Genomic DNA, 17944 nt, shown 5'->3' on the forward strand with positions numbered 1-17944 from the left:
AGTGATAGGCAGTTTGCCAACACCCGGAAGGCTGAGGCCGTCGTGTAACAGGCCGAGAGTATGTGGCATCCGCGCCCGGACGAAGAGCGGAAACGTCACTGGAGAGAAGCGGAAGCCAGCCGCCGACAAGGCTGATTGACTGACGCGTCCCCAGCCGTTCTCTAGGGAACACTACTGCCCGCACAAAGACGGCCCTTGTGCACTATTACGACACCGATTCACGGTAGCGCCTTGGCAGTAAGCGCCCACTCTTCCACCTTCCAAAGGCCGATCAAGTCCAAGGACCCGACGCCTCCTTCCGGCTCGGGATCTGTTTCTATGGGACCGAGCGTCACCGTCCTGCTTCCTTGATCCCTTGCCTTCCCCTACAATCTCTTCCGGACACAGAGGAGTTCCGCCATGAGCGAAGACGCCTTCAACATGTCGATCCGCAAGTTCCTAAAGGAAGTCGGCGTCACCTCCCAGCGCAAGATCGAGGAGACGGTGCGCGAAGGGCAAATCGGCGGCGAGAAGAAGAAGAAGAAGTTGAACGTCCGCATGACGCTGACGGCGGAAGGTACCAGCCTCAACCACGTAGTGGACGGCGAGATCGAACTTCCATAAGCCAGGCGAAACGTCCGACGCGGCCGAAAGCGTCGAGACGGACTAGCAGTGGAATGGGGTCTGGTCGGATCCACGCAGTGCCGCTCACCGCACTCTTGGCTATCGACCCGACTGCTGCAGTTCGAATACAAGGAAAACCAGGGCCATCGACCTGTTGCGGACTGCGCCGCTCATTCGACATCGACATTGGGCAAGGGCCAGGCAGGACCCTCGCCGGCTGCCTCCTCTCTCCGACCAAGTTCCTCCAGGATCTTGCTTGCCGACACCCGCCAGGCAAGCCATTCGAGACGATCATGGGCGATCTGTTCAATGTACTGACTGTAGAGCTGCGGATACGCGGTCCTCAGCCAAAATCGGTGCTCCGGACAAAGCGCCATTGCCGCAAACACCCTGTCGCGCAATGCGTTCCTGATCTCCGGCTCGAAAAGATCGGGCTGAACACGCACGGTCTTCGGATCTTTCCAGGAGAAAGGCTCCAGAAGGATATCACAGCTCCACGTCACTTCCTGATTTTGTGTCACGGTTCCCGCGCAAGCTCTTGGAGGGGACGGCGATGTGCTCGCAACTTCATCCGGTCATCCTCACGGTAGCGCCATTGGCTTTAAGCGCCGCCATCAGCATCGGCCCGACGGAGAACTGCCCTGCCCTCGCCTTTTCGGTCAGCACCCGCAGATAACCGCCGGCCGAGTTGATATGCTGCGCCCTTTGCAGGATGCAGGCAATCACGATCCCGGCGACCTCCTGGCCCATCACATGGCAAGCCTCCTCATAGGCCGAGGGCGACACGCCAAGGTAGCCTCGCACCTGGGCCGCGGTGATCATCAAGTCGCGCCAGTTTGCGATCCCGTCGGCTGCATAGTCGGTAATCTCGGGGCAGGCCTTCAGCACAAGTCCGATCGGATAGCCTTTCGGCTTCTCGTCGACTGCCCGTCTTGGCTCGACCGTCGCCCCGCTTTTCTCTAAAGCAGGTTCAAATTCAGAAGTAGAGTCGGTGTTTGAATCAGATTGCTGCCGCTCGTTTTGAGAGTCATTGCCGCTCGGATTCGTGGAATTCATATGAATTTCCAGCACCTTATCCACTTCGTCGTGCAATGCGGCCAGATCGATTACGATCGGCTCGAGCTCGGCAATGCAGGCTCGGCGCGGAATTGCCTCCACAATGCCGCGGAAACGCTTCCACAGGCCTCCCCAGTCGCCCGGAACATCTTCCTCAAGGGCCGCCTCGATCAGCTTGTGGATGTCGCGGCGGTGCAAGGTGATCCGCTCGCGCATAAGCCTGAGCGCCCTGTTGTCGGCGCGAACACGTTCGGCGGCCGCCTCGAACTCGTAAGCACGGACCAGCAGCGGGGCTAATGAGAAGCCAAAGGCTTCCTCGATCTCCCCTCCCCTGCCCTTGCGGGCGTAGCGCTTGCCGTTCGGGCTATCCCGCCGGATGATCAGCCCGCAATCAACAAGAGCCGCCAGGTGCCGCCTGACTGTGGCATCGGGCATTCCGTGCGCCCTGAGCGACAGCTGAGCGTTCGAGGGAAAAACGATGAGGTCGTTTTCCTCACTCAACTCACTGTCAGGATAGAATGATAGCAACGCATTCAGCACCGCCAAGGCACGATCGCCGATGCCGACGACGCTCTTGCCTTCGCAGAGGTTGCGATAGATCTGCCACTTGTCGACGACCCTGCCCTTGGGGATCTCACGTGACTCGTTTTGTGCTGCCAGCATGGCAAGCGACATCGGCCGCCGCCCAAAGGGCGTCGTTGCAATACCCGTCTCCATTTTCTTTCACCCTCGATTAGGCAAAAGAAATCTGCTCGCCAAAACGACGCCACGACTCTTGACAGTGATTCGGGGAAATGCGATTCTCAGCTTGCTACAGACGTGAGAAGGGCTTCCGCGACGGTGACGTTCGGGGGCCTTTTTCTTTTGCGGTTCAGTCTCCTGTTTTCTTTGCCTGTTCCGATTCCCGGAAGGCCACGAAAAGTTCGTCTAGCCTATCAGCAATGAACGCGCCGAAGGTCGACGCGTCCTTCGATTTCAAGGCTAGCGTAAAGATCTTTCCCGTATCGGTGATCTTGGCGCGTACGGACTTGTCCCCTGGCGTCCAAGCTCTGTCTTGCGACTTCGCCGGCGCTCGGGCACGATTCGGAACGGAACTCAGGAAGTCAAACAATCGTGTGAAGCGGATATCGCTCTGAAGCGACGAAAAGTCTGCGCTCTTCACATAGTCCGCTGCCCTGAGCCCATTTTCATGACGCTCCATTAGCTTTGCGAGTTGCCACCAGCGATCTCGACCTATGCCCTTGGCCGCTCCGACCGCCAAAATAATTCCCTCGGGGACGTGGCTGGTAACCGAGCGCATCTTGGAAAATGTCGTATCGTCCAGCGCTAGCGCCAGCTTGACGGTCTCAGGCGAATGGCCGGCCTTGAGGATACGCTCGGCAAATAAGGTCCGTTCAATGAAGGACAGATCTGCCCTGGCAGCGTTCTCCTGCCCCTGGGCTATCACATGGTCCTTATCGTCCATGTTCTTGACGACCGCTCGAACGGGCCGGCCCAAATGCCGGGCGACCTTGAGCCTTCGGTGTCCAAAGACAGTCTGATAGCGCCCTGGCGCCGATGGATGCGGCCTGACCAGGACGGGGGAATCTTGCCCGCGCTCCCGAATTGCCGCCAGCAGCTCAAGGAACTCGTCATCCGCGTCGTCGATACGATCTGAAACGAACGAACTGTCGATCAGGGCGGGATCCAGATCGACCACGGAACTCTTGGACAGCTCCTCAAAGGATTGCATGATCGATCGCGAGGCGCCTCGAACGGCGTAGTTGGCGACGTCCCGCACCTCCGCGGCAGCAGCCCCTGCCCCCATCACGCTTCCGAATACGTCCTTGCGGGCCATTCAATCGCTCCGATTTTCCGCTAGGCGACTGATTTCGTAGAAAAAACCGCCTTTTTTTACTGCGGTAAAGTGCCCTTCAATCATGACCTGCCCCATGTGCGATGAATGAGGTCGACGATTTCCGAATTCACTGCATCAAGTGACTCAAGCGCCCGATCGTAGGTCGAGCGCGTAAACGCCGATTTCTCCACCTCATACAGGGTCTGCTTGGTCAGACCGGCGTCCGAGATGGCAGTTGACTTGAGCATCGGGTTCTCAAGGATCTGACCGGCCAGCATGGACTGCATGAAGCCGACCATCTGCGCTTGCGGAATGTCCGTGGGCTCGTAGCGGGTGATGAGGTAACGAAACCAGTCCAACTGGATTTCCGCGCCAGCCGCCTTAATGGTCTTCAGTATGCCCCCGAGCATCAGCAGAAACTGGCTCATGGACATCAGATCAAGCATCTGCGGATGAACCGTGATCAGAACGGATGTCGCTGCCGACATCGCCGTCAGGGTTAGATAGCCAAGCTGTGGCGGGCAATCGATGACTACGATATCGTAGCGGCTGTCCACTTCTGACAGCGCCTTTGCGATTCTGGTGAAAAACTGCCGGCCTGTACTGGACGACTTGTCCTGCATCGCTAGCGGCGTGTCGTACTCGTACTCCTGGAGTTCCAGATTGGCTGGGATGATGTCCAAGCCTGGGAAGTTGGTCGGCGATATCACGTCCGAAATCGGCTTTTGATCCTCATCGTAACGGATTGCCTCGTAGAGAGAGAGGTTACGGTCCAGTTCGGGCTGGAACCCATGAAGCGCAGAAAGCGACGCCTGCGGATCGAGGTCAATTGCCAGAACGCGATGCCCCGTCAGGGCCAGGTGTTGGGCGAGGTGGGCCGCCGTGGTGGTTTTGCCGCTGCCTCCCTTGAAATTTACGACCGCCACGATCTGGAGCTTGTCTCCAGGCTTGCGGTGCGGCACGTACTTCTTCACTTCGGTCCGACCATGGCGGTCCAGGAAATGGCGCAGCTCGAGCATCTGCTCCGCCGTGTAAGACCGCCGGCCGGAGGAATTTTGAGCGGGCAGGGGTCCTTTGCCCTCGAGATGAAGGCGCTTCAAATTGTTCTGCGACACGCCAAGATAGTGTGCGACTTCAGCCATTGAGAACGTGCGCAGAGTCTTTGTCGCGTCGGGTGGAAACTTCTCCATACGGAGTTGATTGAGGCGTCGCGATATCTCGGCACCCTGCTCGAGAATTTTGTCATCGAACTCGAAGCTTGGTAGCCGCATGGCGATGTTCATTCTCGTCGAAATCCGAATTGGCGCTTTTTGCGATGAAACTATCCAACAAGCGCCATTAAGCTCCGATTCGGCCAAGCACAGCAAGAAGTTTTGGGTTAACAGAAGGTTAACGGTGCGGACCAGCTCTCGGGGCCAACATCTCGATCATCGCCGACACGGTTTCCAGCCGTGCAGACCTAAGCCTATGTTTCCTCTGCCATAAGCACCAGAATTTACGGCAGTAAAACGAGTCGCGCAGCAGCAATTGAGCTGGCCGGACTTTGCAGCCGCTGCCGACAGGACGAGCCGAGCATCGGGGGCAGCCCAGGGCATTGACAGGAGGTTATCGAGATATGGGCACGCAGAAATGCGTCAGTATCTGCGTCAGTATCTTGGCCCACGATGCTGAACGGGCCGAACAAATCTGCAGTTGCGGCGGCCATTTGCGCGATCTCACGGAAAAAGCGCAGGTGTGCGCAGAAGTTCTCGGTGGCCGATGATCACCGCGTCGCCGGCGCGCGCGGTCGATCAGATTGCTGACCGAGATAGATGGCGCAGTGTCTTGACGCCGTCGTCGGACGAGATGCCGACCAAAACCGCGCTACGATCGAAGGGGCGGCACCGGATCCCGCGTGTCAAGCGCCTCGGCGCCACAGCTTTGCGTCTCGCTCAAAACAGATACGGTTTGTCCGCCCAGGCGAGCAGAATGGCGGCGTCCTGATCGGGTAGCCGCACCCGGCCCGTCCGGAGGCCTTGGGCGATCGCGTGACCGACATTCGGATCGACCCAGTGGCCGTGGGTCATCAGAAAGAACCAGGCGAAGGGCAGACCGATTTCGGTGTCGATCGCCTCGATCCGTTCCATCAGGCGGTGCACGGAGACGCCGTCGTCGGCGAGCAGCTGCTCAGTCGGCATTTTAAGGGGCCGCGGAATAAAACCGATCTCGCGCCGGCCGCGGTCCTCGAGGTCGTGGATGTCGAAGGCCCAGTGCGCAAAGATGCGGTCCGTGGCCGCACTCGATCGCTCCCAGGCAACAAAAAAGCGGCTTTCGCGCGGCACGAAATCGAACCAGTCGGGATTGGCGTCGAAAAACGCGGTGTCGCGCGTGCCATCTGGCCCGACCTCGCGGATGACACGGTTTTCCAGCTCGGGCCGCTGCGCCTCGCGCAGTTCGCGTTCGATGCGCGTCCGGCGCGCCAAAAAACTGCGCATGTGGACGATGCCGCCGCCGGAACGGCCGCGCAGCCGGTAGACTGGCCCTGCGAGCTGTTGTGTCTCGACCGCGGAACCGCGCAAAACCCAGGTCGGATCGAACAGATCGTCGATGGCGCGGGGGCGATAGTCGGGATCGACCACCGCGCCGGCGAGAAACTCGATCTCGCGGCCGAGCGATATCTGCACGAAGTCGGCGACGCCGGGACCGGTCGAGGCAAAGGCGAAGGCCGTGGTGCCGCGCCATTCGGCGAATTTTTCCCCGCTCTGACGATGCCGGTTCCAGAAGGCGTTGAGGTCACCGCCGACCTCGGCCAGTTCATGCTCGACCCAGGCGCGATGGTCGCCGAGGCGGGTGCCGTCGGCAGCGACAACGTCGTGAGGGTTGCACCAGTAGGGATCGTCGATGGTGGCCACGGTGAAGACGAAGCCCGGAAAGGCCTTGTTGAGGGCAGGCGCGAGTTCGACGTCGGCCGACTGCGGCTCTAAAGCCGCGAGCACGGTTTCGACGGAAGCGGGGTCGGGCAGGCGGACGGGTTTTTGCTCGGTCATTCTCGGGCTCCGGCCGGGTGGGAAATCCGCGCTTTTTTCGTCAAGGGAACGCCGTGCGTCGTCGTCGGCGATCTTGGAGGGCGACTCTGGCTGATCTGGGTCCCGAAAACAACGCTGACGTCGCCGACCGCCGATGGGTGCGGAAGAGGGCGGCAACTTGTGCGACAAGCCCTGAAACGACTATCTTGCACGCATTATGATCAAGCATCTGGGTTCAGTCCTGACGACGGTGAACGCGCCCTACAGTGATCAACTGGACGACGCGGCGCTGGCGCATTGCCTTGCCGATATCGATCTGGCCAAACAGCATCCCGGTCATGTCAGCGCTTTTCTCGGCGAGGTCCCTATCGCCCAGCAAGTCGAGTTCGCGACCGCGCACCACATCGCGGTTGAGGACCTGAAGGCGTTTGCCGCCAAGTTCTCTGCCTGGACCGGCGAGAGCTATCCGCTCGCTGCGTTTAGCTGGACATGATAGGCGACGCCCGTCTGAATGGCGGCGGCTTTTTCGCATCACTATCGACCTGATTGACCAGCTTCGCGAGAATGCTGGGGGCTACGGCTTTGAATGGTCATTTGGCGGCGGAACTGCGATGATGATCCAGATCGGCCATCGCGAAAGCCACGACATCGATATTTTCCTCGACGACCCTCAGTTGCTCGGGTTTGATCGACCCATCTAGAAGCCCCCTGCACTTTGAAACGATGCCATCTGGGGGACGGGCGTAGGTTTCAGGAGTTCGCCTTCGAAGGCATCGGCGAAATCGACTTCATTGTAGCGGGAGCGCTAACGACGGCGCCATACGAGAACCGTGTGGTGGAAGGCAGGACTGTGCGTCTTGAAACCAGTCCCGAAATCATCGCCAAGAATGTCTATTACCGGGGATCGGAAGCCAACCCGCACGACATCTTCGACATCGCCGCCGCAGCCCGGTCGCAATTGGGCGAGTTGTCAACGCCCTGCGCGCTCCCGGAACAAGTCGCCCGCACCCGCGAGCGGATGAAAAAAGCTCAACCCGGAATTCGTCGGCCGCGCATCGCGCAACTGATGATCACGCCTGACTACGAAGCGTCGGCCGCCGACAGTCTGGACGCAGCGCTCGCTGCCTCGACATAGTCGCGCGCACGGTCGGCTCAATCCGCGTGTGCTAGGCAGCACCTTGAATTGGTTCGGTGCCGAGCTTGAAAGTTGCCCAGAGCTGCCATATATTTTGCACAAGAAATATGACCCTCAATATGGTAGGATGAATTCTGTGGCTCATGCACTGAAGATCCCCGAGCAGAATGGACCTCTCATCTTGTCCTATATGGACCGGAACGGGAAGATTGCGATCGAGCAGGTCGCGGACGGGTTTGGCATGTCCAAGGGCCAGTTGGCCCAGACCGCTGGTCTTGCTCGCGAGACCCTTTATCGGTCGGAGCGCAGCGCGACGGTTAAGACACAAGGACGTCTGCGGGAAATGCTTGAGATCATCAGTCGCGTGACGGATTGGGCGGGCGGCAAGGAGCAGGCGATGGCTTGGTATCGAGCTCAGCCGCTTCCAGCATTTGGCGGACGCACTGCTGAAGCGCTGGTGAAGGACGGCAAGGCAGCTGCGGTCCGTGATTATCTCGATCACATGGCCGTTGGTGGTTTCGCTTGAGGTTCGTTGGAACCTGTTACCGCGCACACGATCCACGTTGGGCATTCAAGCCGACTTCCGGCGAAGGGGCGGCGATCAGAGGTGCGCGATTTAATCCCAAAGGCGTGCCGGCGCTCTATTTGGCGCTGACCATCATGACAGCGGTCAAGGAAGCCAACCAGGGGTTCGCGCACCGGATCGATCCGTGCGTGCTGTGTTCCTATGAGATCGACTGCGATGACATCGTGGATCTGACAACAGACGAGGGCAGGGGAGAATTTTCTATCGCGCTCGAGGAGATGGCCTGCGCCTGGGGGACGGCGCTCAGCGACGGAGAGCGCCCAGCGTCCTGGTCCATCTACGACCGCTTGCGACCTCGAAATATTGCCGGCATTGTGGTCCCAAGTTTCGCGCCGAGCGCCGAGATGGAGGATCGTAACCTGGTACTTTGGGACTGGGGTCCGGGCCTGCCGCACAAGGTAACTGTATTCGACCCGAGCGGCCGGCTGCCGAAGGACCAGCTATCCTGGCGCTAACGCACTCTCGGCATCCGAAGGGCAGGGGAAGGAGTCTTTCGCCTTACAGGCCTGATGCTTTGGTGAGATTGACCCGGAAGCGGTCACGCCGCCTCTGATACCTGCGGGTCATCTCGGCGCTGGTATGGCCGAGTTGCTTCTGCACATAGCGTTCGTCGACTTCGGCCGAGGAGGCGAGGCCAGCGCGCAAGGAATGGCCGGAAAACAACTTTCCGCGTTCGCCTTCCGGCAAGTCGCCGCGCACGCCGGCCGCCAGCGCGGTGCGCTTGACCAGGCGGGCGACCTCCTGGTCGTTGAGCCGATCGGCGCCGACCGCCTTGCCCTGGTCGGTGACGCGCCGGAACAGCGGTCCGTGTGCGATACGGGCGAGCTTGATCCAGGTCTGCACCGCGACAACCGGGCAGGTGGCATCCGACGAGCCGCGGCCGATCTCGACCTCGCGCCAGCCGGTCTTGCCGCGCAGTGTCACCAGAACCCCTTTGTCCGGGAAAAACTCGATCCAGCCGCGGCCATCCTCCGTTTGATCGCGGCCAAGGTCCAGGCCGACGATTTCGGAGCGGCGCAAGCCGCCTGCGAAGCCCAACAGCAGCATGGCGCGGTCGCGCAGGCCACGCAGTGTGCCGCGGTCGAGCGTCTCCAGCATGGCAATGAGATCGTCGCGCAGGACGGCTTCCTTTTGTCGGGGAGGGGAGGCGTGTTTGTTTCGGATGCCGGCGAGCACGGTGGCGATATGGCGGTCCTTCCGGTCGAGCGGTTGGCCGCGTTGCGCGTAGTTCCAGGTTAGCGACGACAGGCGGCGCTCGATCGTCGACACCGACTTTTTGTCGCGCTCCGATCCCGAGGCCTGGGCGGTGATGTAGAGACCGACAACTTGTGGATCTGGCGGCAGGGGATCGAACGACTGGCGTCGGCACCAGGCGCAAAAATGCTTCCAGTCGGCGGCGTAGGCGCGACGGGTGTTAGCTGAACTGGCTGCCTCGACATAATCACGTGCGCGGTCGGCGAGTTTTTCGAGATGCGCAGGCAACGACGCCTGTCGCGGGTCGAGGACCGGCGGGGAAGGGGAGGGGCCTTCATCCGGCCGCCCCATCTCCATGACGACGTCGACGATGTCCGGCAGGTCATCAACGTCGACTGCTTCGGTGGACACCATCAAATCACGGGCATTGCCCATCAAGTCTCGTCCATTCTTGTCGCAGCACTGCGATTCTTGAGCGCAAGGTGCTGCCAAAGCGCGGAATTGTCCACCCGCGAGCTGCGTGACGGAACAGCTGCGAGATTTGCGTTCCGTCGGGCTAGGGAATCGTATCACCGAGCCTGTCCTATCCCGCGATGGCCTCCCGGGAGGTAGTCCCTCCTTGCTTTCAAGTTCAACATTCCTTATAGTCCGTTCAACAAATGGAGAATCCAGAATGACCACACATGCCTCAGCGGCAGCCGCAAGCGAGGAGCAGATCGCCCACACCCGCAACCGTCTGGTGCTTGAGCAGGCGAGGGCGGTCGGCCTGCTTGGCGCGGCCAAGAACACACGCCTTTCCGGCAGGGTGCCGTCGGAATTGATCGAAGCGGCAAAGAAGCGCGCCCATGTGACCTCCGACACCGAACTGCTTGAGCTCGCCTTGTCGCGGCTGGCCCTCGAGGACGATTTTGGCGCCAGGCTCGTCGGCCGCAAGGGCAGCATCTCCGCGGACATCGATCTTGGCGTTTGATCTCGGGAGCGCACTGCGTTCCCTAAAGCCACAGCGGCGCAGCGCGGGGCTGGAATGGCGACCAGATTCCGCCCTGTCCTGGGCAGGTGACCAGCCGCCGGTCGGCGGCGTATTGCTCCTCGACACCAGCGTCTATCTGGATGTCCTGCAGGGCCGCACGCCTGAAGCGGTCGATAACCTTCTGACCTATCGGCTCTGTCACCACTCGGCCGTGTGCCTTGCCGAGCTCAGCCACGTGTTCGGCCGGCTCGACCCGGCGCACCCCACTACGAAGTCGGTCCTGAAAGCGGTTGCGGACACGATCGAGGATATTCCGGCGCACCGGCTGCATGCACCCGACGCCACCGCCTGGGGACGCGCCGGCATGCTTGCCGGCTTGTTGTTCCGGCTGAGCCATCTGCCGAAAGGGGAGGGGCACGAACGCCGCTTCCTCAACGATGCGCTGATCTTTCAGCAGGCCGGCCTTTTGGGAGCGACGGTCCTGACGGGCAATGTTGGAGATTTCGATTACCTCAGCCAGCTTGTTCCGTCGGTGCGTGTCATCTTCTACCGGCCGGTGCCAGGCTTGCGCCCGCAGGACTGAAGGCGTCGGGGGGCGATATGCAGCTGAACCGTCACCGTCGTCGCCAAGATGGTCGTCGTGGCTGTGGGACGGCCCGCGTGCGCGATTTGCGTAAGGCTCGACGAAAATGGCCATTTCTCACCCTAACGCAACTACGAACGATAATGCAAGATTATCGATCGTTTTAATCGGACGACAGGCACAGCGCTTTTTGCTCGCTTCTGTTGCTAAAAGCGCCGCGCTGATCCATGCTGCACAACGATGATTCAGCGTCCCACACTATCTCCGCGCCACTATGCCACGCTCGGTAGTGCTCCTTCAGCCATGCCGTCGGCAACGGTGCCGGGGTGGTTGCGCCGGGCCATCCCGGACGCGCAAAGCCTTGCGGGAAAAGGCGCAGGGCCAAATGCCCTTGAGGATGTCGCGATTGCCGCCGGCGCCGCTATCGGCGCGCTCGATGCGGTGGTCCGCCGGCAGGAGCGGTGGGCCGGCGCCTGGCGGCAGCGCCTGGCGCTTTCGGCCGCCGCGGCAACGGTGAAGCAGGCTGGTCGCGTCGAGGATGAAAGCGCGCTGCGCGATGCTGTGCTGCTCACGCGACCGGGCGATTTTTTGTCCGTCGGTCCCGCCGGTCGTTTGTTGCTCGCCTGGCGCCGGCTGGCCGCGCGTCCGGCGGAAGATCTTCTGAAGGAAAAATGCCTCGCTGCTGGGCTAGAAGAGTTCGGCTACGCCCCGAACGATGAGGTGCTCGGCGAATTGGCGGATGATCTCCGGCAAATCGGCGCCGGCGCCGGAATAGTCGCAACGCTGACCGGCACATTCATGGCCGCCGAACGCCACGGCTTTGCGCGCGCCGTCGGAGCTTGGCTCGCCGACGCGCTGCTGGCGCAGCGGCTGGGTTGGACACACGCGGTGCCGCTGCTCGGCGCCGAAGCAGCCTTCGGCACAAGCGCCCGCCCGCGTCGATCGGCAGCCAGCTCTGTGGCGACAGGCATTGAGACAGATCCTGAGCGGGCGAAAGGCCTGCTGGCCGCACAGGCGCGCGCTGCGCTACGCGCGATTGATCTTTCCGCCGAGCTCGAGCGCCGCGCGGACCGGCTGCTTGCCGTTGCGCCAAAACTCAGGGCCAAGGCGGCGGACCTCGTCGTCGGCAAGCTGCTGTCCAACGACGCGATCGTCGCTTCGGAACAGATTGCGGGTATGAGCGACCGTGGGTTACGCCGCCTGTTCGACCGCCTAGTCGAACTCGGCGCCGTGCGCGAACTGTCCGGCCGCCCCGCGTTCCGCATCTACGGGCTGTGACGATCATGGCGGCGGCAGCGCGCAGGCGAGGGGGGAGCCAGTCAGATGACCGTCGATCAGGCGAACGGCGATCAGCTGACCAGCTGTTTGACCGGGAACTGGATCACCTGCCGCCGGAGGCGCGCTGGCGCGAATGGATGCACCGCGTCGAGGCGACCATCTTCGCCGCCAGCGAGCCGGTCGGCCGAGAGGTGCTTGCTCGCATCGTCGGCAAAAGCTGTAGCATCGATCTTTTGATCGACGACATTCGCGAGGAATTGCGCGGCCGGCCCTATGACCTTGTCGCCGTCGCCGGCGGCTGGAAGCACCTGACCCGGCCGGCCTATGCCGACGCCATCCGAGCCGCGGTAGGCAGCAGTGAGAAGGCGTCCGACCTCACGCAGTCAGAGGTGCTCGTGCTGATGTGCATCGGCTACTTCCAGCCGATCACCCGAGCCGAGTTGTCGTCTTTCTTCGGCAAGGAGATCAGCCGCGATTTTATCGGTCATCTGCGCGGTGCCGGCCTGATCGCTTCCGGTCCGCGTAGCCCGACGCCGGGCGCGCCCTACACCTACGTGACGACAAAAGAATTCCTGCTGGAGTTCGGGCTCGACACGTTGCGCGACTTGCCGGATTTGGAGGCGCTCGAGGATGCCGGACTGTTGTCAAAAGAGAAGCTGCTGGCTGGAGATATCCCGACCGGGCTGAGCAGCGGGGAGGGCGACGGCGAAGAGGAAGATGCAAGCGTTAATAGCGAGGGTATCGAGTTTGGTACCTGAGAGAGGGGATGCTTGATGGAATCTGGGCGGTTCTGTTGCAAACGTTCCGGCAACGGTTTTTTTCGGCCGATCTTTGTCGAGCTTGCATCATGTTCAAAGGCCGTCATTTCGACCAATCGGTGATCCTGTTTTGCATTCGCTGGCATCTGGCCTATGGATTGAGCCTGCGTACCTGAAAAAGATGATGGCCGAGCGCGACATCGGCATCGACCATTCGACGATCCACCGCAGGCAGTCATCTCCTGCGATGCGGAGAGCCGTCTGCGGGATCAATCACGTCGACCATTGAAGCCGATCCGCATTCGCCAGAGCCAATATCAACAATCGGATCGAGCAGGATCATCGCCGCATCACGCGGCGAGTACGCCCGATGCTCGGCTTCAAGGCGTTCCCTGCTGCGACTGCCACGCTTGGCGGCATCGAAATGATTCACAGGCGAAGCAATCCGCCGTCTGAAATCCGTCAACAATCAAGCCGCCTGCTTCAGTACGAAAATTTGCACCAGAACCGGCGATTGCGGCATATCGCCGGCGCCCGCAAACCGCGTCCCGGCTGATACCTCGGACAGTGACGTACTGCCGCCATACGGTTCGCGAGCCGGAATGCAGGTGACCGTCAAGCGTCGGGAGAATGTCGATCCCGAGCACGCGGTGATCCACGTCGCGCATTTGCGATCCGACGCAGAAGCGTATTGTCGTGACTACGAACACACGTCGTCGCGCGCGTGCATCGACAGGGAGATGGGCCAGAGTTTCCCTGCTCAGATCGAAGCCAACTGCAAGACCGGCTCATTCACGACATTGAGCGGGAAGAAGCAGGACGGGCTCCGCCGAGCGGGGCGACGCAGCCCGAAAACATAATCGTCAAAACTATAAATTCTCTGAACAAACAAAGAACATGCTTGGTTGGTCAAGCAAAACCGCATTAATATAGCCGGTTCCCAATGGAGATTGATTCTTTGGCGCGCAAAACGACGCCCTCGGCCACGAAGGCCTATATGCCTCCCTTCCGGGTCCTCTGTATTGAGGGCGGCGGCATGCGCGGCATTTACAGCGCGTCCTATCTGGACGCGTTGATGACCAGGTATTCCGATACGCGCAAGGTCACGCATATTGACCTTGGCAAAGCATTCCAGCTGATCTGCGGCACCAGCACAGGGGCGATCTTGGCCTGCGCCTTGGCGGCTGATGTGCGCATGAGCAAGGTGATAGATCTCTACCGGAACGAGGGGCCTAAAATCTTCCCGGAGAAGGTGCCTTCGGCGCTCGCCAAGATCCTTTGGCAATTCGGCAGGCGTGCGGCGTTGAACAGGGCAGGGGCGGCAGCCCTCAAGGCGGCGCTAACCGCACAACTCAAAGCGATGAAGCTGATCGACATCTGGAACGACCGCGGGATAGGGCTTGCCATCCCTGCGGTCGAGATGTCACGCCACCGGTCGTGGGTCTTCAAAACCCCGCACCTTGAAAACAGCAAGCACCGCGACGACGACTACACGCTTGTCGAAGTCTGCATGGCAACCACGGCGGCGCCGGTGTTCCGATCAGTGGCCTGGCTGCCCAATCCCAAAATGCAGGGCGGGCATGCCTTCGTGGATGGTGGCCTTTGGGCGAACAATCCGATCCTGGTCGGACTAACCGACGCGCTTGAGCTCACAAAACCCGGTGATGCCATCGAAATCTTTTGCCTTGGAACCTGTCCACCGCCGTCCGGCGATCAGATCACGCCGGCTCTGGTTGATCGGGGCTTCAAGGAGTGGCGCTTTGGCGCGGATGCGGCTGCGGTCAGCATCAGCGCGCAACAATACGCCTTCGACCATATCGCCCGTATGATGGGCAAACACACCGGCCGTGAGCTCTCGATCGTCCGCTTCCCGCATGGCGATATTGCAGGGGCGATGCTGAGCCATCTTGACCTGGATGAGACCTCCAAGGCATCGATGGATGCGCTGGTTCAACAGGGCCAGACCGATGCCTATGAGGCGCTAAGCGCCTGCGGAGACGAAAAATCTGAAATCGGTCGAGCAATCGACAGGCTCCTGCGCCAAGCGCCGGAGAGCAAAGCCAAGCGAGGGAAAGATGTTTGATTGCCACGACGATATGACGGCGTTTCACAACAGCGAAGTGCAGTTGCCAAAGGACGAACGCGACACGATGCGCGACCGGCGCGACACGAACCGCAAACGGCTGAAAGACGGGCTTAAGCGAGATGAGGAACCTGCGCCGGTAGGATGCCGGACTCAAGGGTCTTATGCGATGCGCACGATGATCCAGCATGCCGAACTCGACTATGACATCGATGACGGGGTCTATTTCGACAAGGACAAGCTGGTTGGACCGCGCGGTGGCGGCAAGACCGCGGCCGACGCCAAGGAAATGGTGCGGAAGGCCGTCCATGACGACAAGTTCAAGAAGGCGCCGGAGGTGCTGAAGAACTGCGTCCGCATCTATTACGACCTCGGCTACCACGTTGACGTTCCGGTTTACCGACGCGTCGAGGAGAATCAGGAATATGTTTACGAGCTCGCCAGCACGGATTGGAAAAAGTCCGATCCGATGGCCGTGACGGCCTGGTTCAAGGACGAAAACAAGGCGCAGAGCCCCGACCAGCTCAACGGTGGGCAGATGCGCCGCATCGTCAAGCTCATGAAGGCCTTTGCCCGCAGCCGGGAATCGTGGCGAAGCCAGATTGCCCCCGGGTTCATGATTACAAAGCTTGTCACCGAACGGCTCTCCAAGAACGCCGACCACGACGATGTGTCTTTGCGACGGACGATGGAAAGCGTCCACTCCCGGCTTGAAGGCAGCCTTGAGGTCGACCACCCCGTCGTTTATGGGGTCAAGCTCACACGCGGTCCAGACGACAGCCGGGCAAAGCTGCTGCGCGACAAGCTCAAATGGGCGATCGACGAATTGGCGGTTCTCGACGATGCCGATTGCAGTCAAGCAGATGCGCGCAAGGCTTGGGACAAGGTCTTCAAGACAGAATTCTTCACTGACCACGGCGCCACCAAGAAGGCCGAGGCCGTGGTGACGTCCGCGGCGATCTTGCGCGGAGATTACGCCGAGGCGGGCAGGGAAGCGGTCGATAAGCGCGGTGGCGGACGGTATGGCTGAAGCCCGTCCGCTGCTGGCGGAGTTGCATGATCAGGCCCTCGTGGCCCTCGATGCGTATTTTCAGGCTTTCAGTGCCACGCGGATGGATGCCGATGAGCTCGCGGCGATCCAGTCGCTTGTGGCCGCGGCCGGCTGGAAGTTCGCAGTTTCCTTCAACGATAGCCGGGTGTTGACGCTGGCGGTGGTGGTTCCGGCGGCTTTTCCGTTCGCGCCACCGCGTTTGTTTGTCCTTGATGGGCCAGGCCTTCTGCAATGGCCGCACCTGGAGGAGAACGGGCTGCTTTGCGTCTATCCTTCGCAAACCTCGTTCAGCACCGAGCGGCCGGTAGCTGTAGTCCACGCCTTGCTCCAAGAAGGCGTGGCTATGATCGAGCAGAACCTTGCCGGCAATATCGCTGCCGATTTTCGTGCCGAATTCGTATCCTACTGGAACCGCAGTGTGGAAACCGCCCCGCGTGTCTTGAGCCTGGTCGAGGCCAGGGGGGATTCTCGCGCGGTCTACATTTGGAAGGGCCAGAAAGACCATGTCGTCGCGGACAGCGAGGCCGCGCTGCGGCGATGGCTTGATCACCGGTTTGGCTCATCCGCCAAGGCGGCCAAATATGACATAACCATGGCCCTTTTGTTGTGGTTGCCGGCTGTACCGCTGCCAGCGGATTTCCCGAAGAACGGGGCTGACATCAGGCGTCTCGTCGCTGGAGACGCGGCAGCACTGGAGCTCCTGGGCAAAGCCATTGTGGATGAGTCGATTGATGAGGTGTTGCTTGGTGTGAAGACGGCAACCGGCACCGGATTCGGCAGCGTCAAACTGATGATGCCCCCAAAGCAGGACGGCGTCGGACGCAAACACGATCCGATCAACCGGGGGTTCCGACCGGGGCGGTTGCCGCTGAAGTTTGCCCTTCAACGCGGACTGGCGCCTGCCAGCAAAGTTTGGCGCTACCTGGTCCAGCGCGTTGACCACGAGTGGATACATGGGCGCGATCATGATGCCCGCCAGACGGTCTTGAAGGGCAAGCGCATCGTGATCGTCGGCAACGGCTCGCTGGGCAGCACGCTGGCAGAGCTTGCCGGAAAGGCCGGTATCGGGAATCTCCATCTCATCGATGGTGAAGTGGTTGAATGGGAGAACATTGGCCGCCATGTTTTGGGAGCCCAATCCGTCGGCACATTCAAGAGTGTTCAGCTGGCAGGTTACCTGAGGGCGAACCTGCCACATCTTCAGGCGGTCGAGGCAAGTCCGGAGGTGGCTGAGGCGATTGACGTCGAACGCCTGCGTGACGCCGACTTGATTGTCGCGACGTCGGGTGTCTGGCAAGTGGACAGTCTGCTCAACCATCTCCAGCAGAGCCAAGGGCTCCCGCCTGTTCTTTACGGTTGGCTTGAGCCCAATGCGGCGGCCGCGCATGCCGTATACATTCCGGGGCAGGGCGGTTGTTTGCGCTGTGGCATGACAGACACAGGCACTCCCCACCTCGCGGTCACCCGCTGGCCGGACGACGGTCTTGTCGCTGTACCGGCCTGCGGCGGTGCGTTCACGCCCTATGGCCCTGCCGAGCTTGCCTGGGCTCATGCGCTTCTCAGCGGCGAGACAATCCGCTGTTTGTTGGATCCGCCGGGCAAGCCACATCACAAGATCTGGGTCGGCCAGACTGCCAACTGGGCTGCTCAAGGCGGCGAGGTCGATCCGCGCTGGCTGGATGTAATGGGTGATCCCGGAGCCGGCGGGATGATCCGTGACCGCGACTGGCCCGCGGCTGCGGATTGCCCGGTCTGCCGCAAGCTTGCCAAGGCCGCATGATGAAATACCTGGCTGCGTCTGGCGA

The 17944-nt window shown here is 60.9% G+C and carries 20 protein-coding genes and 1 pseudogene; 15 read left to right on the forward strand and 6 right to left on the reverse strand.

Going from position 1 to position 17944, the window contains the following annotated elements; all coding sequences use genetic code 11:
- Nucleotides 1-399: 399 nt before the first annotated feature.
- On the forward strand, nucleotides 400-603 hold the full coding sequence (locus MESS4_RS30085) for a DUF6494 family protein (protein WP_006339586.1): 204 nt from the start codon (nucleotides 400-402) through the stop codon (nucleotides 601-603).
- Nucleotides 604-773: 170 nt separating this feature from the next.
- Here MESS4_RS30085 and MESS4_RS30090 read toward each other — a convergent pair whose 3' ends face one another.
- The 5 genes from MESS4_RS30090 to MESS4_RS30110 all read right to left on the reverse strand — a co-directional run bounded on the left by MESS4_RS30090 (nucleotide 774) and on the right by MESS4_RS30110 (nucleotide 6522).
- Nucleotides 774-1124, reverse strand: coding sequence for a DUF5131 family protein (locus MESS4_RS30090; protein ID WP_006339588.1), 351 nt, complete (start codon nucleotides 1122-1124; stop codon nucleotides 774-776).
- 46 nt (nucleotides 1125-1170) lie between these two features.
- Nucleotides 1171-2376 (reverse strand): plasmid replication protein RepC, encoded by a 1206-nt coding sequence (gene repC / locus MESS4_RS30095; RefSeq protein ID WP_006339590.1) that lies wholly within the window; start codon nucleotides 2374-2376, stop codon nucleotides 1171-1173.
- 154 nt (nucleotides 2377-2530) lie between these two features.
- The gene (repB, locus tag MESS4_RS30100; protein ID WP_006339592.1) at nucleotides 2531-3496 is read right to left on the reverse strand and encodes a plasmid partitioning protein RepB; all 966 of its coding nucleotides are present in this window, start codon (nucleotides 3494-3496) and stop codon (nucleotides 2531-2533) included.
- Nucleotides 3497-3576: 80 nt separating this feature from the next.
- Nucleotides 3577-4779: a plasmid partitioning protein RepA gene (gene repA, locus MESS4_RS30105; protein WP_006339593.1), complete on the reverse strand. Its 1203-nt coding sequence runs from the start codon at nucleotides 4777-4779 to the stop codon at nucleotides 3577-3579.
- A 648-nt stretch (nucleotides 4780-5427) separates the two neighbouring features.
- Nucleotides 5428-6522 (reverse strand): hypothetical protein, encoded by a 1095-nt coding sequence (locus MESS4_RS30110; protein WP_006339596.1) that lies wholly within the window; start codon nucleotides 6520-6522, stop codon nucleotides 5428-5430.
- Nucleotides 6523-6718: 196 nt separating this feature from the next.
- On the opposite strand from MESS4_RS30110, the gene MESS4_RS30115 reads away from it, so the two are divergent.
- From MESS4_RS30115 to MESS4_RS30130, 5 genes are all read left to right on the forward strand, one after another.
- The gene (locus tag MESS4_RS30115; RefSeq protein ID WP_006339602.1) at nucleotides 6719-6994 is read left to right on the forward strand and encodes a hypothetical protein; all 276 of its coding nucleotides are present in this window, start codon (nucleotides 6719-6721) and stop codon (nucleotides 6992-6994) included.
- Nucleotides 6995-7112: 118 nt separating this feature from the next.
- Nucleotides 7113-7202 carry a hypothetical protein gene (locus MESS4_RS34160; protein ID WP_198292817.1) on the forward strand — a complete coding sequence of 30 codons (90 nt, stop codon included), beginning with the start codon at nucleotides 7113-7115 and terminating at the stop codon, nucleotides 7200-7202.
- A gap of 14 nt (nucleotides 7203-7216) precedes the next feature.
- The gene (locus MESS4_RS31405; protein WP_051070947.1) at nucleotides 7217-7636 is read left to right on the forward strand and encodes a hypothetical protein; all 420 of its coding nucleotides are present in this window, start codon (nucleotides 7217-7219) and stop codon (nucleotides 7634-7636) included.
- Nucleotides 7637-7763: 127 nt separating this feature from the next.
- On the forward strand, nucleotides 7764-8162 hold the full coding sequence (locus tag MESS4_RS30125; RefSeq protein WP_023780767.1) for an MbcA/ParS/Xre antitoxin family protein: 399 nt from the start codon (nucleotides 7764-7766) through the stop codon (nucleotides 8160-8162).
- The gene (locus MESS4_RS30130; RefSeq protein ID WP_006339604.1) at nucleotides 8159-8677 is read left to right on the forward strand and encodes an RES family NAD+ phosphorylase; all 519 of its coding nucleotides are present in this window, start codon (nucleotides 8159-8161) and stop codon (nucleotides 8675-8677) included. Before MESS4_RS30125 ends, MESS4_RS30130 begins: the two co-directional genes overlap by 4 nt.
- Before the next feature lie 43 nt (nucleotides 8678-8720).
- Here MESS4_RS30130 and MESS4_RS30135 read toward each other — a convergent pair whose 3' ends face one another.
- On the reverse strand, nucleotides 8721-9851 hold the full coding sequence (locus MESS4_RS30135) for a site-specific integrase (RefSeq protein WP_006339606.1): 1131 nt from the start codon (nucleotides 9849-9851) through the stop codon (nucleotides 8721-8723).
- Nucleotides 9852-10089: 238 nt separating this feature from the next.
- Here MESS4_RS30135 and MESS4_RS30140 point away from each other — a divergent pair, with 238 nt between their 5' ends.
- From MESS4_RS30140 to MESS4_RS31420, 9 genes and pseudogenes are all read left to right on the forward strand, one after another.
- Nucleotides 10090-10386, forward strand: coding sequence for a hypothetical protein (locus MESS4_RS30140; RefSeq protein WP_006339609.1), 297 nt, complete (start codon nucleotides 10090-10092; stop codon nucleotides 10384-10386).
- Nucleotides 10376-10969 carry a hypothetical protein gene (locus tag MESS4_RS30145; RefSeq protein WP_006339612.1) on the forward strand — a complete coding sequence of 198 codons (594 nt, stop codon included), beginning with the start codon at nucleotides 10376-10378 and terminating at the stop codon, nucleotides 10967-10969. Before MESS4_RS30140 ends, MESS4_RS30145 begins: the two co-directional genes overlap by 11 nt.
- 240 nt (nucleotides 10970-11209) lie before the next feature.
- Nucleotides 11210-12247 carry a DUF1403 family protein gene (locus MESS4_RS30150; RefSeq protein ID WP_036242537.1) on the forward strand — a complete coding sequence of 346 codons (1038 nt, stop codon included), beginning with the start codon at nucleotides 11210-11212 and terminating at the stop codon, nucleotides 12245-12247.
- Between the two features lie 5 nt (nucleotides 12248-12252).
- Nucleotides 12253-13005, forward strand: coding sequence for an SMC-Scp complex subunit ScpB (locus MESS4_RS30155; protein ID WP_036242578.1), 753 nt, complete (start codon nucleotides 12253-12255; stop codon nucleotides 13003-13005).
- Nucleotides 13006-13094: 89 nt separating this feature from the next.
- Nucleotides 13095-13438: pseudogene (locus tag MESS4_RS32910) on the forward strand (DDE-type integrase/transposase/recombinase); the annotation flags it as partial.
- Between the two features lie 169 nt (nucleotides 13439-13607).
- On the forward strand, nucleotides 13608-13865 hold the full coding sequence (locus MESS4_RS30165) for a hypothetical protein (protein WP_006339623.1): 258 nt from the start codon (nucleotides 13608-13610) through the stop codon (nucleotides 13863-13865).
- 98 nt (nucleotides 13866-13963) lie between these two features.
- Nucleotides 13964-15088, forward strand: a complete 1125-nt coding sequence (locus MESS4_RS30170; RefSeq protein ID WP_006339625.1) for a patatin-like phospholipase family protein — start codon at nucleotides 13964-13966, stop codon at nucleotides 15086-15088.
- The gene (locus MESS4_RS30175; protein WP_036242539.1) at nucleotides 15081-16118 is read left to right on the forward strand and encodes a cyclic GMP-AMP synthase DncV-like nucleotidyltransferase; all 1038 of its coding nucleotides are present in this window, start codon (nucleotides 15081-15083) and stop codon (nucleotides 16116-16118) included. The genes MESS4_RS30170 and MESS4_RS30175 overlap by 8 nt, the downstream gene beginning before the upstream one ends.
- Nucleotides 16111-17919, forward strand: a complete 1809-nt coding sequence (locus MESS4_RS31420; RefSeq protein ID WP_006339627.1) for a ThiF family adenylyltransferase — start codon at nucleotides 16111-16113, stop codon at nucleotides 17917-17919. The genes MESS4_RS30175 and MESS4_RS31420 overlap by 8 nt, the downstream gene beginning before the upstream one ends.
- The last annotated feature ends 25 nt before the right edge of the window (nucleotides 17920-17944 follow it).

The sequence above is a fragment of the Mesorhizobium sp. STM 4661 genome (assembly GCF_000359125.1).
Classification (GTDB): Bacteria; Pseudomonadota; Alphaproteobacteria; order Rhizobiales; family Rhizobiaceae; genus Mesorhizobium.

What these genes read in the sequence shown, in the direction of transcription:
- MESS4_RS30085 (WP_006339586.1), top strand. Translation starts at nt 400, where the DNA reads ATGAGCGAAGACGCCTTCAACATGTCGATCCGCAAGTTCCTAAAGGAA.
- repC (WP_006339590.1), bottom strand. Translation starts at nt 2,376, where the DNA reads ATGGAGACGGGTATTGCAACGACGCCCTTTGGGCGGCGGCCGATGTCG.
- repB (WP_006339592.1), bottom strand. Translation starts at nt 3,496, where the DNA reads ATGGCCCGCAAGGACGTATTCGGAAGCGTGATGGGGGCAGGGGCTGCT.
- repA (WP_006339593.1), bottom strand. Translation starts at nt 4,779, where the DNA reads ATGAACATCGCCATGCGGCTACCAAGCTTCGAGTTCGATGACAAAATT.
- MESS4_RS30110 (WP_006339596.1), bottom strand. Translation starts at nt 6,522, where the DNA reads ATGACCGAGCAAAAACCCGTCCGCCTGCCCGACCCCGCTTCCGTCGAA.
- MESS4_RS30115 (WP_006339602.1), top strand. Translation starts at nt 6,719, where the DNA reads ATGATCAAGCATCTGGGTTCAGTCCTGACGACGGTGAACGCGCCCTAC.
- MESS4_RS34160 (WP_198292817.1), top strand. Translation starts at nt 7,113, where the DNA reads ATGATGATCCAGATCGGCCATCGCGAAAGCCACGACATCGATATTTTC.
- MESS4_RS30125 (WP_023780767.1), top strand. Translation starts at nt 7,764, where the DNA reads ATGAATTCTGTGGCTCATGCACTGAAGATCCCCGAGCAGAATGGACCT.
- MESS4_RS30135 (WP_006339606.1), bottom strand. Translation starts at nt 9,851, where the DNA reads ATGGGCAATGCCCGTGATTTGATGGTGTCCACCGAAGCAGTCGACGTT.
- MESS4_RS30140 (WP_006339609.1), top strand. Translation starts at nt 10,090, where the DNA reads ATGACCACACATGCCTCAGCGGCAGCCGCAAGCGAGGAGCAGATCGCC.
- MESS4_RS30150 (WP_036242537.1), top strand. Translation starts at nt 11,210, where the DNA reads ATGATTCAGCGTCCCACACTATCTCCGCGCCACTATGCCACGCTCGGT.
- MESS4_RS30155 (WP_036242578.1), top strand. Translation starts at nt 12,253, where the DNA reads ATGGCGGCGGCAGCGCGCAGGCGAGGGGGGAGCCAGTCAGATGACCGT.
- MESS4_RS30165 (WP_006339623.1), top strand. Translation starts at nt 13,608, where the DNA reads ATGCAGGTGACCGTCAAGCGTCGGGAGAATGTCGATCCCGAGCACGCG.
- MESS4_RS30175 (WP_036242539.1), top strand. Translation starts at nt 15,081, where the DNA reads ATGTTTGATTGCCACGACGATATGACGGCGTTTCACAACAGCGAAGTG.
- MESS4_RS31420 (WP_006339627.1), top strand. Translation starts at nt 16,111, where the DNA reads ATGGCTGAAGCCCGTCCGCTGCTGGCGGAGTTGCATGATCAGGCCCTC.